Consider the following 15,804-nt stretch of genomic DNA (forward strand, 5'->3'; position numbering starts at 1 on the left):
ACTTGCTGAGTGTATTACGTTGACATACCCATCAATTGTAAAAAAAATGGGCCTATGGTTTTTGAACAGACCTCGGCCAATAAAAAGAACGATCAGTGTCATACTGGATTTTTTAGCCATCCCATTCTCATTATGGTTAGCTTTTTCTTTACGCTTAGGTGAGTTTTATATTCCGCCGAACCAGCAGTTGTGGATCTTTGTTCTTGCACCCGTTCTCGCCATCCCTATTTTTATAAAGTCAGGTTTATATCGGGCGATTATTCGTTACATCGGTATGGATGCTATCTGGACAATTGCCAGAGCGGTTTTTTTATATAGTCTAATTTTTTCTGTCATTGTTCTAACATTCAACGATTTGGCAGGTTTAGTGCCCAGAACGGTTTATGCTATTCAAGCAATCATTCTGATGCTGTTTGTGGGGGGGAGCCGCATGATAGCGAGATGGTTGATAGTGAAAAGCGATCATCATCTTTGGAAAGAGGTCAATGCTGTTCGTTATATTCCACCTGTCTTAATTTATGGGGCTGGGCGAGCTGGTACACAAGCCGCGGCACTGATGAAATTGAGTAATCAGATGCGTCCCGTAGCGTTTATTGACGACAACGTAACATTGTGGCGACAACAAATTAATGGCATGACGGTTTATGGTGTTGACCAGCTTGCCAAGCTTATTGAACGTTTCAAGGTCAGAGACATTTTACTGGCAATGCCATCGGCGGGTCGTCGTCGCAGAAGTGAGATATTAAAACTGTTGGAGCATTATCCTGTCCACGTCAGAACATTACCTGATTTGATGGATATTGCAGAAGGACGCCTGGAAGTTTCTGATATTCAGGAAGTGGATATCGCTGATTTATTAGGTCGTGAACCTGTAGCACCGATTAATAATTTGTTAAGCAAAAATATCACGGATAAAGCGGTGATGGTGACCGGTGCTGGTGGTTCTATTGGTTCAGAACTTTGTCGGCAAATTATCCATTTATCGCCATCCTGTCTGGTTCTCTATGAAGCGAGCGAAATTAATCTTTATCAAATTGAGCGTGAACTGGCGTCATTAGCTTTAGATATTCCTGTTTACTCTATGCTGGGAACAGTGCTTAATCAGCAGCGTGTTGAGATGGTATGTCGGCGTTTTGGCGTGAATACGATTTATCATGCAGCGGCCTATAAGCATGTGCCAATTGTCGAGAGAAATACCAATGAAGGTATCCGTAATAATGTGTTTGGCACACTGCATTGCGCGCAGGCTGCGATTGATGCCGAGGTGGAAACTTTTGTACTTATCTCAACCGATAAGGCTGTTCGTCCAACCAATACCATGGGGGCAACAAAGCGCTTTGCAGAGTTAGTGCTTCAGGCCTTTGCCGAATCAAAAACGTTGTATAACAAAACGCGCTTTACCATGGTCAGGTTTGGTAATGTCTTAGGGTCATCGGGATCTGTGGTGCCATTATTCAGAGACCAGATTGCCAAAGGCGGACCGGTAACGGTGACTGACCCTGAGATCATCCGTTATTTTATGACAATTCCTGAAGCTGCAGCCTTGGTTATTCAGGCTGGCGCCATGGGCAAAGGTGGTGATGTCTTTGTGCTCGATATGGGCGAACCGGTCAAGATTGTTGATTTAGCCAGACGTATGATCCATTTAAGTGGGTTCACCATACGTGACAACGATAACCCAAATGGTGATATTGAAATTGACTATACTGGTCTAAGACCCGGTGAAAAGCTTTATGAAGAATTGCTCATCGGTGATAATGTCTCAGCAACTGAACATGAGAAAATAATGCGGGCAGAAGAATGTGTGATTGAGTGGCCAGCTTTGGTAAAAATCATTCGAGAACTGGAACTCGCTAATAAACATGATGACTGTCAAAAAGCACGAGCTATATTGTTAGACACGATTGATGGATTTATTCCTCAATGTGAGTTAAGTGACTGGCTGGGGAACGATAACTAGAAGTGCATTCTTTATATTGCCAGAGTCTCAGTTAAACTATATTGGTGCTGTATTTCAAGAGGATTTAATTAAGTGTGTGGAATAGTCGGCGGAATCGCTGAAAGGAATGTTAGCCCTATCTTGATGGAAGGGTTAAGAAGACTGGAATATCGCGGTTATGATTCGTCTGGAATGGCGCTGCTTGATGATGTCAACGCACTGCATCGTGTTCGATCTCTGGGGAAAATACAACAACTTCAGGATAAAGTTGATCAATTAAATGCCCCGTTTACTGGTCGAATCGGTATTGCTCACACGCGTTGGGCGACACACGGAATACCTTCTGAAAATAATGCTCATCCACACATCTGTAACAATCAAGTGGCGGTCGTACATAATGGTATTATTGAGAATTACCAATCACTAAAACAAAAACAACTTACCCAAGGCTATCGCTTTACTTCTGAAACCGATACTGAAGTCGTTGCCCATGAAATTCATGCTGAACTGCAACAGGATAATGATCTTTTACAGGCGGTTTTGCGTTCTCTAAAAGTCTTTGATGGGGCATACGCTCTAGGCGTAATGGATAAGTCTCATCCTGATATGTTAGTGGCTGCAAGAAAGGGAAGTCCATTAGTTATAGGTATTGGAATTGGTGAACACTTCATTGCCTCTGATGTTTCGGCTTTACTGCCTGTTACACAAAATTTTATTTTTCTAGAAGACGGTGATGTTGCCAAGTTAACCCGGGACAAGGTCGAAATTTATAGTGCGGCAACAGGTGAATTAGTTGAGCGCCCTGTTAAACAGTCAAGCCTGAATATTACGTCTGTTGAGTTGGGTGAGCATCGCCATTACATGCATAAAGAGATCTTTGAACAGCCCCAAGCTGTGATTGACACGTTAGAAGGCCGTATCACACAGGATCAGGTTTTGGTATCGAGTTTTGGCCCCAAAGCTGAGCAAATCTTTAAAACGGTTGAGCAAATTCACATCATCGCTTGTGGAACAAGCTATCACGCAGGTATGGTCACCAAATATTGGATGGAAGATATTATCGGTCTGCCATGTCAGGTTGAAGTGGCGAGTGAGTTCCGTTATCGCAACCCGGTGATTTTGGATAACACCTTGTTTGTCATGATAAGTCAATCAGGTGAAACCGCTGATACATTGGCTGCACTGCATCAAATTAATCACTATAGAAAAGTCCATGATTTAGATGGCATTACTTCCTTAAGTATTTGTAATGTAGCGGAGAGCAGTCTGACACGTGATGCTGACATGACTTATCTGACGCATGCCGGGCCTGAAATCGGCGTGGCGTCAACCAAATCATTTACTACTCAGCTTGTTGTGCTGGCTTTACTGCTCACCAGCTTAGGTAAAGTCCAAAAAAGATTAAGTAAAGAACGTGAGTCCATGATCGCAGGTGGTCTGCAGAAATTACCTAATTTGATTCGTATGGCGCTGGAGCACGAAGAAGAGATTCGTGATATCTCCCAGTTATTCGCTGATAAACAACATGCTCTATTCTTAGGGCGTGGCACGATGTTTCCGATTGCTTTAGAAGGGGCTTTAAAGTTAAAAGAAATCAGTTATATTCATGCAGAGGCGTATCCCGCAGGTGAGCTCAAACATGGGCCTTTAGCTTTAATCGATGAAACCATGCCTGTTATTGCTATAGCGCCCCTTGATGATTTACTGGAAAAGTTAAAGTCGAATTTACAAGAAGTCAAAGCTCGTGGTGGACAGATGATTGTGTTCGAAGATGAGCGCAGTGATATCAGTTCGGAAACCAGTTTCAAAGTCGTGAAAGCCACGACCAATGTCGGTCGTATTACCGCACCAATCACATACAATATCTTATTACAGTTACTGTGTTACCACGTTGCCTTAATAAAAGGCACTGATGTGGATCAACCGAGAAATTTAGCGAAATCCGTTACAGTTGAGTGAAAATATGAAAATAGCAATCGCAGGGACAGGGTATGTTGGCCTTTCACTGGCCGTCTTATTAGCTCAAAAGCATCAAGTCGTGGCTCTAGATATTATTGAGGAGAAGGTAAACCTGCTCAATAACAAAAAATCGCCAATCGTTGATGCTGAAATTGAAGATTTTTTACAAAATAAAACACTAGATTTTCGGGCAACACTGGATAAAGCGGATGCTTATAACAGTGCCGATTATGTCGTTATTGCCACACCAACCGACTATGACCCAGATACCAACTATTTCAATACAAAGTCTGTAGAAGCGGTTATTCAGGATGTGAAAAGCATCAACCCTGATGCTGTGATGATCATTAAATCTACAGTGCCAGTTGGATATACTGCTGAAATTAAACAGCGTTTAGGTGTTGATAATATTTTCTTCTCACCAGAATTTCTAAGAGAAGGTAAAGCGCTATACGATAATTTATATCCTTCACGGATTGTGGTGGGAGAGAAAAGTGAGCGTGCAGAAAAGTTTGCACAGCTATTAGTTGAAGGTTCATTGAAACCGGATGTGACTGTTCTCGTTACAGATAGTACCGAAGCAGAAGCCATTAAATTATTTTCGAACACCTATCTTGCTATGCGCGTAGCTTACTTTAATGAGCTTGATAGCTATGCTGAAGCGCATGGTTTAGATTCACGTCAGATTATTGAAGGTGTAGGTTTAGATCCGCGTATTGGTAGTCACTACAATAACCCGTCATTTGGTTATGGTGGTTACTGTTTACCTAAAGATACTAAACAATTATTAGCTAATTACGAAAATGTCCCGAATAACATCATTAAAGCTATTGTTGAGGCCAATACAACGAGAAAAGACTTCATCGCAAATTCGATTATCAACAGAAATCCCAAAGTTGTTGGTATATACCGTTTAGTCATGAAATCTGGCTCAGATAATTTTAGAGCTTCAGCTATACAAGGTGTCATGAAACGTATTAAAGCCAAAGGTATCGAGGTTATCGTTTATGAGCCTGTACTTGAGGATGCTGAGTTTTTCAGATCAAAAGTCGTGAATGATCTCAACCAGTTTAAATCTCAGGCGGATGTAATTTTAGCTAACCGAGTCACTGAAGATATCATTGATGTGAAAGATAAAATTTATACCCGAGATTTATTTGGCGGTGATGCATAGAATGAGAAATCGATCACTGAGTTAATTTTTCACTGGCTATAAAATATCTATTGGCATGGATGCCAATACGAAATATCTGAGTAGACAGCCAAGGATGGCGGGGAAATTTTATTTCTGGCATCTGTGCCACCTTTTCGTTGTAGTTTTTTTAAAAGCCAGCAAAAAAACATGAGTAAAACGAGCAATCAGAAAGTAACTGAGCCGTGATGCTGAAAACCAACTATAGATGAGCCCGGTTGGATATAATCTAGAATATCCCCCAGAAACTTTATTCGCCGACTCCATTGTTCAGTATAATCAATAGAATAGCCTTGTGTGGATCTATCAACTTGAAATCTAAGCAGGTTCAGATACCTTCCTGACATCAGCAATGATTTAAGTGCATTCGAGGCTCAAGTTGACATTACTCTGCCAAACTGTACTACTGACGAATTGACGGATGTAAAGACAAAATCCTTATTCGTAACCTGCTTGCTCGTAATGCTCAGATGTAACCTGCATACTATCCAGCCAAAGTATATCTATCTGACAGAACATGAATAAAATGACTGACTTGCCAGTTATGAAAGAATTCAGGTCTGCCTGGATCCTGGGTTATAAATACAGTTAAGCACAAAACTTTCTTATTTCATTTTACAAATTTACATTTCCTTTTTACTGCTATAAAGTGTGTTCAATTGTTGAACGCAGTAATCAGATGATTAGCGACGAATACCGATACAAAATATTAAAACTGATTGAAGCCAATCCGGAAATCAGTCAACGCCAGATCGCTAAAGCGTTGGGTATTAGCCTGGGCAAAACCAATTATTGCCTGAAAGCATTAATGGAAAAAGGGCTGTTGAAAGTGAAGAACTTTCATAACAGCCAAAATAAAATGGCTTACCTGTACAAACTCACTCCCAGTGGCATAGAAGAAAAAGCGAATGTTACCAGCCGGTTTCTTAAAGCAAAAATACGGGAGTATGAAATATTGAAAATTGAGATAGAAACTCTTAAAGAAGAGTCTATAAACAGCTTAATAAAATGAGCACAATCACATTACACAATTAATTAAGAATAATAAGAAAAAATGAATCATCAACCAAATATTTTAGTGGTTATCCCTGCTAGAGGCGGATCAAAAGGAATTCCTCGTAAAAACTTGCGATCACTTGCCGGGCGACCTCTGATTTTTTACTCAATCAGAAATGCGTTAGCATCAAGTTTTTTGGTTGATGTTTATGTTTCGAGTGAAGACGAAGAAATTTTATCCATATCAGAAAAATTTGGTGCGAAAGTTTTAAAGCGTAATGATGAAGACGCACAAGACGTTGTAACGCTTGATCCAGTAATATTCAAAGCATATAAACAAGCTGAAGCTATTGAAAAAAAGCAATACGATATTATCGTAACGTTGCAGCCCACGTCCCCGTTATTGTCAGCGAAATCACTCGATGAAGCCCTTTCTAAACTAATTAACACTCCTGAGATTGATACGATAATTTCCGCGGTTAATGACACGCACTTGACGTGGAAAATTGAGAACAATGCGTATAAACCTAATTATCTCAAAAGAGTTAACAGACAAGAGCTGAGCCCGTTGTTTAAGGAGACGGGAGGCTTTCTTATCACAAGGGCAAAGAATATTTCTCAGAGTAGCCGTATTGGTGAGCATGTTGATTTATCACTCCTTTCAGATAAGGAGTCTATTGATATTGATAGTTATGCTGACTGGGGATTATGTGAATATTATCTCAAGAGAAAAAAACTGCTCTTTGTAGTTTCAGGTCACATGAAAATTGGCTTAGGCCATGTTTATAACACCTTATTATTAGCCAATGATATTGTCGAACATGAGGTGCTGTTCTTAGTCGACGATGAGTCGCAATTGGCGTTCGATAAAATTAGCTCCAAGAATTATCCCGTTGTTATGCAGGTTGAGAGTGACATAGTCGAAGACATTAAAAAACTCAATCCAGATGTTGTCATCAATGACCGTCTTGATAGCAGTCATGATTATATGAAAGCGCTTAAAGCGTTAGGCATTAAGACAATTAACTTTGAAGACTTAGGTGATGGAGCACAGCTTGCAGATTTAGTGATTAATGCTATTTATCCGGAACGAGAGATATTACCCAAGCATTTTTTTGGACATAAATATTTCATTTTGCGAGATGAGTTTATTCTGACCCCAAAACGGAAAGTGTCTGAGTATGTCAAAAAAGTATTACTGACTTTTGGTGGCGTTGACCCGAATAATTACACGTCTAAGGTCATTCAAGCTATTCAGCCATACTGTCGGAAAATGAATATCGAAATAACGGTTGTTGCCGGATTTGGCTATTCAGACTATGAATCGCTCGAAGCATTTAAAGATATTCAAATCATTAGAAACACGATGAATATCGCAGAGCTTATGCAAGATGCAGACATTATTTTTACCTCAGCCGGTCGCACTACCTATGAGGTGGCTGCAATGCAAGTTCCGACTATTGTCATGGCTCAGAATGAGCGAGAGCTGACACATTTATTCGCGAATGCCGAGCATGGTTTTATAAATCTTGGTTTAGGCACGGAGGTTGGAAATGAAAAAATTACAGAGGCTTTTTCAAGTTTGGTAGAAAATTATTCCTCACGTCAATATATGAGCAAACTCATGGCGAAAGCAGATCTGACTGCTGGGCGTCAACGAGTTCTTAAATTAGTCCATCAAATTGTGGAGCATGCATGAATATTCTAGAAGTTTTTCGTTCCGTTGATCCTCACGCTCCTCAACTACATCCCCCCTATGTGATTGCCGAAGCTGGCGTGAATCACGAAGGTAGTATGGATATTGCTAAACGCCTGGTAGATGAGGCAAAAGAGGGTGGCGCTGATGCGATTAAGTTTCAGACCTATAAAGCCGATACTCTTGCATCTAAACATTCACCAGCATATTGGGATACATCAAAAGAACCTACCTTGTCCCAGCATGAGCTTTTTTCAAAACACGATAAATTTTGGAAAAAGGAAATGGTAGAGCTCAAAAAGTATTGTGATACTGCTGATATTGAGTTTATGAGCACACCATTTGATATTGAGTCGGCTGATTTCTTAAATGATCTGATGAGTGTTTATAAAATTTCATCATCCGATATTACAAACAAACCATTCATTGAATATATAAGCAAATTCAACAAGCCAATTATTTTATCTACAGGTGCAAGCCATCTATGGGAAATACAAGAGGCAGTCAGTTGGATTGAAATGAATGGTAATCCTCTTGCTTTGTTACATTGTGTTTTAAATTATCCAACACCTGATGAAAATGCTAATTTGGGAATGATTTTAGGTCTTAAACATGCGTTTCCGGATAAATTAATCGGCTACTCTGATCATACTTTACCCAAAGGTATGAAAGTCTGTGAAATGGCGACTTTACTGGGTAGTGTGATAATCGAAAAGCATTTTACACATGATAAAACCCTGCCTGGTAATGATCACTATCATGCGATGGACAAGAATGACTTAATGTTATTTCGAAAAAATTTAGAGCTTGTTTTTAATGTTGTTGGTGAGTTTAGAGTCAAAGCGCTAAGTGAAGAAGAGAGTGCCCGCCATAACGCACGTCGCAGTCTCGTTGCTACACGTGAAATTCCTGCTGGCAAGACCATTGAGAAAGCAGATCTGACGTTTAAACGTCCAGCCCATGGTATTAGCCCTAGGCTAATTAATGAGGTGATTGGAAAAACGGCTAAACGAAATATAAATGAAGATACTGTATTGACTTGGGGTCTCTTTGATGAATGTTAGAGAAATCGCAGGTATAACAATTGGCCTTACAGGCAATGGAAAAACTTTTGATGAAGTCTCAGAGCATTTAGACTTCATACCAACGACTACTGCCTCTCAAGTAGATATCATGTTGGAAATATCAAGCAATGATATCTTTCATGAGTACCTCCCAGAAGTGAATTCAGCTAAAGGTTTGATGAGCTTCAATAAGGATGAATATTTCGTAGGATATCTACCGAGTATAGATTACTTGGTATCTGATATCTTTAACACGAAAGGTGCGGTTCCTGTAGTCAAAGTAAAAGTTACGGAAGATAAGCTTCTAAAAAAAATAATAAAATATCTCTTGCTAAGAAGAAAGGCATATAAATCAAACTTGATAATGTCTTATAGCCTATTCTGGTATATCTTTCAGATAGTATTGATGACTAAATCTAAGAGTTTTATTCATGCCGCTACTCTGTATGATAACAAGCGCAATAGAGCAATTTTATTAGGTGGTACAGGCGGCTGTGGTAAAACTAGCACCGCATTAGAGATGCTTGATGATAGTCGTTACAGCTATCTTTCGGAAGATTTCTCAATTATAAATCTTGAAGGACAGACATTTTTTAATCCTAAACCAGTTTCAGTTTACTGTAGCGATATTGAGCATGGCTCAAAAATTTTAAATGATTTCAAATGTAGCTTTAATTTTACAAAAAAATTAGAGATTTTCCTTAAAAGATCAATTTTTAGAAAAAATCCTATTTTTAAAGTCAGCCCTCAGAACCTGTTTGGCGAACGATTATCAATCTCAGGACAGTGTAGTTATGCGTTTTACGTCATCAGGAGCAACGTAAAATCTCCAAAGCTAAAAGATTGCACGCTTGATGAAATTGTTGACAGGTTTGTTGAATCATCAATCAGAGAATTAAAAACTTACACCGAATTATCAAACTTAATTTTAGCGAATGACCTGCTGAATACAGGAGTAATTTCTTATTCAGTATTAAAAGAAAATATGGAGGAGATATACCGCCAGTTTTTAAAGAAAACAGAATATAAAATTTTGTTACTTCCTCATAAAGTTTCACCAAAGGAAACAATTAATTTCCTTGAAAAAGAGAAGTTTCTATAAGTTTATATTGAAGATGACGCTCTCAAATATCGACACGGTTCTCAGTGAAAATAAAATTAAGCTTACATCACTTTTGAAAGTAAAAGATGGAGGCACATACTTTATTCAAAAGAAATGCTCGCCAGATTCACCACCGCACATTAAATCTAGCTTTGAGCGAGAAACAGTCATCTATAATCTTAAGCCTCTTTGTGCACCTAAATTATATGATTCATGTCAATACAGTATTCTAGTTGAGTATATTGATGGTGAGACCTTGGGAGATATTTTGTTTCGAGGAGATTTTACCTCCTCGAACCTGCCATTGTTGTTTAGAGATGCTATTACTTTTTATAAAAGTTTGGGAAATCGAGAAGGGTGTAAAAATTTCAAAAATTATTATCGATATCTCAGGGTATTGTCGTGTAGTGGGCCAGTTCAAACAAAAGAACTGCCTAGGAAAAATAACTTTTTCTCAAGAAGAATTAGACCTAAAGTTTATGAAGTGTTGGGCTTTTTTTTAAGTTTGATAATAAAAATTGAGATGAAGTCAGGCATAAACTATATGGCTGGCTATAGTCACTCTGACTTTCACTACAATAATATTATTCAAAACAATCACGGTTTTTATTTTTTCGATTTTGAGAGAAGTGAACTGTCAGGCAACTTTTATTTCGATTTAATATTTCTGTTGACGATAATTGATTGTCTCAAGTTTGATAATGGGATCGATAACACTTCTTTCAATGCAATTGCCGCAAAACTTTTAAATTCTCGTGGAAAACGTCTAGTTTTTAAATTGTTCAAGGCCGCCGTTCGAAAAAATCCAAGGTTTTTTTTTTAAAATGAAGGTTATTAAAAATACCTCCATATATCTTGGCGCAAGCCTTATAAGTAAGGGCGCGCCATTCATACTTTTACCATTTCTTACTGAATATTTGCCGCCAGAAGAATTTGGCATACTTGCAATATTTCTTGTATTAAATTCTATGATGAATGCGTTTGTTGGCATGTCTATGCATGCTAATGTGACTAAGAATTTCTTTAGTAAGACAAAGTCTGAATTGGGTCTAATAACAGGCAATGTATTTTTTGTACTTCTGATCACAACGTCATTTTATTGTTTAGTCATGCTGATAGTTGTAGGTCTGAAAGAGTCTTTTTTTTCTGTCCCTGCTAAATACTTATTAATTCTACCTCCTCTGGGATTTCTAAGTATGGCTAACCAGATTCATCTATCCGTTTTAAGAAATGAAGGCAAGGCTTATACATTTGGTGCATTTGAGCTTTCGAATGCATTCCTTAGTGCCGCGGTTACCATATTGTTTTTGGTTGTCTTTGACACAGGTTGGTTATCCCAAGTGATTGGTATGACGATTGCCTCCCTTGTGGTGAGTGTTATTGGTGTCTCGTATATGTTCAAACGAGGTTACTTACGTTTTATTTTCAACAAGACTGTAATCAAGTCGATTCTAAGATTATCCTTTCCTTTGATACCTCACGTCCTGGGAGGTGTTGCTATTGCCACTAGTGACCGTCTTTTTATAGAAAAACTAGTGGGGTTGGAGGCCGTGTCGCTTTATGCCATAGGCTACAGCTTTGGTAAGTTGGTTACTTTGTTAACGGATGCTTATATCAAGGCATGGAGCCCGTGGTTTTATGAGCAATTGGTAGAGCCTACCTATCAGAGAAAAGCCACAATAGTGAAATTTACATATGCTTATATCGTAGGCATTTTTGTCTTTGCCTACGTTATGTCTACTGTTGGAGAATGGTTTTTACCCTATATTGTCGATGAGCGATATGTCGATGCGGCAAAGTTTATCTGGTGGATCGCTCTAGGGTATGCGGTTCAGGGCGTTTATAAAATTTTCTTTCCCTATTTGGTTCATATTAGCAAAACGGGGTTTTTAGCCTTAAGTACAGTGACGGCAGCGGTGGTGAATATTGTTTTGAATTATTTCTTTATTAGTCAATATGGTGCGTTAGGAGCAGCATATTCAACAGTTGTGGCGTTTGCTATTAGTGCTTTTATGGTTTTTGAATACCAGCGTCATAATTATCCGATGCCGTGGTTTTTACGAGAACAAAGTAAAAAGAATGATGAGCTGGTATAGAGATATTAAATGTATTTTGGCTGCTGAATCAGAGTTGTGGTTGTGTTATTTACATGGAAAACAATTACACAATCGAACCTTGTTCACCAAGGTGAAACCACCACACAGTGGTCTCTTTCTCCAAATCGTCAAGTTCTTATATGTTTTATTTCTTGATACACGGTTTGCTAAAACAAATAGATCTCTACACCCCTCAACATTTTTTAGTTTTGTGGGTTCTGCAAATCAACTTGCTTCATTGGAGCAAACTCTAGCTTCAATAGAGCGCGGTGGTGAGAGATCTGTAGTGGTTCTTAACCGAACAGTACTTTCAGAAAAAGAACGAGAGCAGCGAGGCTATATAACCTTGCAGCTCTCTCCTTTGGAAGCAGTACGAGTAGCCGTGTTATTTTTCAGGCGTGGGATTGGTTTATACCGGATGGTAAAAGCCATTCATCCTGTTTCGGTGCGTTGGCATTTTGCTTATTTTTGTAACGTCTATAAGTATTTAGTCTATTTCCACAGTGCTTTTTCACAGAACAAACCTGAATTTGTTATCACAGCAAATGATCATAGCGTTCCTAATCGTTGTATGCTGGCGGTTGCCCATCATTTTGGTATAAAAACAGTCTATTTACAGCACGCCTCCGTCAGCAATATATTCCCAGCATTAAGAGTAAATTATGCATTTTTGGATGGGCAGTCAGCACTTGATACGTATAGAGAATGTGAACTTAATCAGCCATCAACTTTTCGTAGGGCACCGATTCCTGAAGTGATTCTGTCGGGGCAAAAAAAGCATCTAAAAAGGATCGAAAAATCACCCACCAATATATTAGGTATTGCCTTAAATGCACTTGATGACGCTGTTCTTGGCATAGCATTTATTAACAAGCTGGTGGAACATGGCATGAATGTTCGTCTTCGGTGGCATCCTGCTCTTTCAAATCAAGAGAAACAGCAATTTCACGATGCATTTTCTAAGAGTAGTAAAGTAACGTTAAGTGATCCCAAGCAAGAACCCATATCCACTTTTATGGAGCAGATTAGCTGGTTAATTGCAGGTAACAGCAGTATACATTTAGAAGCTGCACTCGCTGGAGTTATGCCGATTTATTATGAGTTAATGGAGCCTGATCAGCCTGATTATTATGGTTATGTTAAGCATGGGCTGGCGTTAACCGCCTCATCAGTCGACGAAGTCTTGATGCTTATGGACAGGGTGAAACAGGATGAGCAGTCGAATAAGAATGCCGTCCGTTACTACAGTGCAACTTATTTAACAGAATGGGATGGTAAGGAAGGACAGTTGGTCGCCGACTGTTTAATGAAAATTTCGGAAGGTGTTCAGCCCGAAGAGTTACCGGGTTACGTCAGTTTTTATGATAATAAATAACTATTTTTGTTACTCGTACAACCTCATACGATTAGCAAGATATCAAAGGATTGGATTTTTACTGGAATGCCCCCTTTTATTTCGATAATAATTCCTACTTATAAAGATTGGAATAGACTTTTAAATTGCATCGAAGCAATAAATAATCAAACCTATTCAGCAAGTCATTACGAAGTGATTATTGTTAATAATGATCCTTCAGAATTGGCTCCTAGAAGTTTGTCAGATTCTCTGTGCTCGAACATAACAATTCTAACGGAAATAATGCCAGGCTCTTATGCGGCGAGAAATGCGGCGTTAAAACATGCCAAGGGAAATATTATAGCGTTTACTGATTCGGACTGTTTACCTGAAGCTGATTGGCTCGAGTCAGCGGCCAATTTATTTCAAACTTCTAGCAACATTGACCGCATAGCCGGTGCGATATCTATTTTTAGAGAGAATGATGGCTCTTGGTTAACCTGGAAGTTTGATTCTGTTACAGCATTTAATCAGCAGCACAATGTTAATAAAGGTGTTTCTGTTACAGCTAATCTCTTTGTTCGTCGAGATGTGCTGGATAAAGTGGGGAGTTTTAATGCAACCCTTATGTCCGGCGGCGATATGGATTGGAATAAACGGGCTACTGAACTAGGTTATGGACTGACGTATTCACCTCAAACACGAGTCGGTCACCCGGCTAGAAAATCAATTGAAGAGTTGATCCGTAAATCCAGACGAATTACTGGCGGCGGATTTCTGCGTGCAAAAATGGAAAAACGTATTCTGAAATACATGCTTTGGCATCTAATTCCTCCGATTCGTTATGCAAAAATATTGTTAAAGAACCACAAAAAACGCGATGTGGGTTTTGCTGTAATTATATTTTGGCTATTAAAAGTGATTATGCTGGGTGAAATTATGCGTTTACTTTTGGGCGGCAAACCGCTTAGGTGAACAAATAATGCTTATACAGACGTGCTCGATGCTACGTAATAGTATTAAATTTCAATTAAGAATTAATTAAGTGAATGCTTTATGTGTTTAGTGCAACTGTGATGTGTATAGATTGAGGCCGGTGTTTAATCTGAGACATCACTGGCTGATTGATATTTAACTTGTAGATGCACTGTTAAAACTAGAAAGATATTAAAGGTGAAATTTGTGCATGGAAATAAAGCAAAGGATGATTTTGCATGATTAGTAGAGTTGAATCTCTTGATTGGCTGCGCGGGCTTATGGCGCTAACAATAATGATTTATCACTTGACGTCATGGCATTTTTTTAAGCTCGATTCATCCTCTATGCTAGGACGCTTTGGTATTTATGGCGTGTCAATATTTTTTGTGTTGTCAGGCTTAAGTATGGCGATAGTCTATTCTAAGTATATAACTGATAAACGAACAGCCGTAACTTTTTATATTCGGCGTGTATTCAGAATATGGCCATTATTATGGCTATGTGTTGCATTGCTAGTTGTTTATAAATTAGCTGCTGGTGAAGATATTTCGATAACACAGGTTTTTCTCAATATAACAACTCTATTTGGGTTTATCTCTCCTTCTGATTATATGAATACGGGGGCTTGGTCGATTGGTAATGAGATGGTCTACTATGCTATGACACCCCTGATTCTCATGATGTATGAGAAAAACAAACTTTTGGGTAATTTATTTCTTTTAGCGACATTTATTGTTGCTTTGATTTTTTGTTTTGCTCTGCTCATGCCACAACAATCTCTCACTGAACAGAGGCATTTATACATCAATCCATTTAATAATTTGTTTCTTTATGTGGCGGGGATTGCGATTTATTACAATCGAGTAGATATCAGTTGCATAAGCACAGTGATAATCTTTACTTTGACTTTAGCTATTTTTGCGTCATACCCAGTGAGTGGAGATAAAATTGCAATCGTAACGGGTGTAAATAGAATCATTTTTATGTTCGCATCGATATTTTTAGTCATATCTTTTTATTCTTTTTCAAAATGGGAAAATAATGTGCCGATTGCTCTTAAATATCCATTAGAGCAGTTTGGGTTAGTCACTTACGGCATTTATTTGCTACATCCGATAGTTAATCTGTATTTAGGTTATATATTAGAAAAGCTTGGTATTGCCAGCCCATATATACAGTTTGGACTAACAATTATTGTGACAATAATTGCAGCATTACTCAGCTTCAGCTTGTATGAAAAAAAGTTAATCGCATTTGGGAAAAAAGCCACATCAAATACAAACTATCAATGGTTAAAGTTGGTGTCTTTGTCAAAGAATATTAAAGAAAAACATTAGTGGTACGAGTACAGTCGATAAAATGATTAACACCCACTGATGAGAAAATTTATGTGCACAAATACTCTGCTGAGTGAGTTCAATGTACTTGTTTGGTTAGAAGTGTTTA

The 15,804-nt window shown here is 38.6% G+C and carries 12 protein-coding genes; all 12 read left to right on the top strand.

The window, feature by feature from the left end; all coding sequences use genetic code 11:
• Positions 1-46 precede the first annotated feature (46 nt).
• The 12 genes from QQL60_RS00670 (at position 47) to QQL60_RS00725 (ending at position 15,695) form a co-directional block, all read left to right on the top strand.
• Complete coding sequence (locus QQL60_RS00670) at positions 47-1,960, top strand: polysaccharide biosynthesis protein (protein ID WP_284722098.1); 1,914 nt, start codon at positions 47-49, stop codon at positions 1,958-1,960.
• 72 nt (positions 1,961-2,032) lie between these two features.
• Positions 2,033-3,898: a glutamine--fructose-6-phosphate transaminase (isomerizing) gene (gene glmS / locus QQL60_RS00675; protein WP_284722099.1), complete on the top strand. Its 1,866-nt coding sequence runs from the start codon at positions 2,033-2,035 to the stop codon at positions 3,896-3,898.
• 4 nt (positions 3,899-3,902) lie between these two features.
• Positions 3,903-5,072, top strand: a complete 1,170-nt coding sequence (locus QQL60_RS00680; protein ID WP_284722100.1) for a nucleotide sugar dehydrogenase — start codon at positions 3,903-3,905, stop codon at positions 5,070-5,072.
• A 697-nt stretch (positions 5,073-5,769) separates the two neighbouring features.
• Positions 5,770-6,102 (top strand): MarR family EPS-associated transcriptional regulator, encoded by a 333-nt coding sequence (locus QQL60_RS00685; protein ID WP_284722101.1) that lies wholly within the window; start codon positions 5,770-5,772, stop codon positions 6,100-6,102.
• A gap of 42 nt (positions 6,103-6,144) precedes the next feature.
• Positions 6,145-7,785 carry a cytidylyltransferase domain-containing protein gene (locus QQL60_RS00690; protein ID WP_284722102.1) on the top strand — a complete coding sequence of 547 codons (1,641 nt, stop codon included), beginning with the start codon at positions 6,145-6,147 and terminating at the stop codon, positions 7,783-7,785.
• Positions 7,782-8,846, top strand: a complete 1,065-nt coding sequence (locus QQL60_RS00695) for an N-acetylneuraminate synthase family protein (RefSeq protein WP_284722103.1) — start codon at positions 7,782-7,784, stop codon at positions 8,844-8,846. Before QQL60_RS00690 ends, QQL60_RS00695 begins: the two co-directional genes overlap by 4 nt.
• Positions 8,836-9,948, top strand: a complete 1,113-nt coding sequence (locus QQL60_RS00700) for a hypothetical protein (protein WP_284722104.1) — start codon at positions 8,836-8,838, stop codon at positions 9,946-9,948. The genes QQL60_RS00695 and QQL60_RS00700 overlap by 11 nt, the downstream gene beginning before the upstream one ends.
• A gap of 13 nt (positions 9,949-9,961) precedes the next feature.
• Positions 9,962-10,771 (top strand): BUD32 family EKC/KEOPS complex subunit, encoded by an 810-nt coding sequence (locus QQL60_RS00705; protein WP_284722105.1) that lies wholly within the window; start codon positions 9,962-9,964, stop codon positions 10,769-10,771.
• Between the two features lies 1 nt (position 10,772).
• The gene (locus tag QQL60_RS00710; protein WP_284722106.1) at positions 10,773-12,044 is read left to right on the top strand and encodes a lipopolysaccharide biosynthesis protein; all 1,272 of its coding nucleotides are present in this window, start codon (positions 10,773-10,775) and stop codon (positions 12,042-12,044) included.
• The gene (locus QQL60_RS00715) at positions 12,028-13,419 is read left to right on the top strand and encodes a hypothetical protein (protein WP_284722107.1); all 1,392 of its coding nucleotides are present in this window, start codon (positions 12,028-12,030) and stop codon (positions 13,417-13,419) included. The genes QQL60_RS00710 and QQL60_RS00715 overlap by 17 nt, the downstream gene beginning before the upstream one ends.
• A 66-nt stretch (positions 13,420-13,485) precedes the next feature.
• The gene (locus QQL60_RS00720) at positions 13,486-14,355 is read left to right on the top strand and encodes a glycosyltransferase family 2 protein (protein ID WP_284722108.1); all 870 of its coding nucleotides are present in this window, start codon (positions 13,486-13,488) and stop codon (positions 14,353-14,355) included.
• A gap of 239 nt (positions 14,356-14,594) precedes the next feature.
• Positions 14,595-15,695: an acyltransferase family protein gene (locus tag QQL60_RS00725; RefSeq protein ID WP_284722109.1), complete on the top strand. Its 1,101-nt coding sequence runs from the start codon at positions 14,595-14,597 to the stop codon at positions 15,693-15,695.
• Positions 15,696-15,804 lie beyond the last annotated feature (109 nt).

The sequence above is a fragment of the Methylophaga thalassica genome (assembly GCF_030159795.1).
Taxonomy (GTDB): domain Bacteria; phylum Pseudomonadota; class Gammaproteobacteria; order Nitrosococcales; family Methylophagaceae; genus Methylophaga; species Methylophaga thalassica.

What these genes read in the sequence shown, in the direction of transcription:
- QQL60_RS00700 (WP_284722104.1), top strand. Translation starts at nt 8,836, where the DNA reads ATGAATGTTAGAGAAATCGCAGGTATAACAATTGGCCTTACAGGCAAT.
- QQL60_RS00680 (WP_284722100.1), top strand. Translation starts at nt 3,903, where the DNA reads ATGAAAATAGCAATCGCAGGGACAGGGTATGTTGGCCTTTCACTGGCC.
- QQL60_RS00695 (WP_284722103.1), top strand. Translation starts at nt 7,782, where the DNA reads ATGAATATTCTAGAAGTTTTTCGTTCCGTTGATCCTCACGCTCCTCAA.
- QQL60_RS00685 (WP_284722101.1), top strand. Translation starts at nt 5,770, where the DNA reads ATGATTAGCGACGAATACCGATACAAAATATTAAAACTGATTGAAGCC.
- QQL60_RS00715 (WP_284722107.1), top strand. Translation starts at nt 12,028, where the DNA reads ATGATGAGCTGGTATAGAGATATTAAATGTATTTTGGCTGCTGAATCA.
- QQL60_RS00725 (WP_284722109.1), top strand. Translation starts at nt 14,595, where the DNA reads ATGATTAGTAGAGTTGAATCTCTTGATTGGCTGCGCGGGCTTATGGCG.
- QQL60_RS00720 (WP_284722108.1), top strand. Translation starts at nt 13,486, where the DNA reads ATGCCCCCTTTTATTTCGATAATAATTCCTACTTATAAAGATTGGAAT.
- QQL60_RS00710 (WP_284722106.1), top strand. Translation starts at nt 10,773, where the DNA reads ATGAAGGTTATTAAAAATACCTCCATATATCTTGGCGCAAGCCTTATA.
- QQL60_RS00690 (WP_284722102.1), top strand. Translation starts at nt 6,145, where the DNA reads ATGAATCATCAACCAAATATTTTAGTGGTTATCCCTGCTAGAGGCGGA.
- QQL60_RS00705 (WP_284722105.1), top strand. Translation starts at nt 9,962, where the DNA reads ATGACGCTCTCAAATATCGACACGGTTCTCAGTGAAAATAAAATTAAG.
- QQL60_RS00670 (WP_284722098.1), top strand. Translation starts at nt 47, where the DNA reads ATGGGCCTATGGTTTTTGAACAGACCTCGGCCAATAAAAAGAACGATC.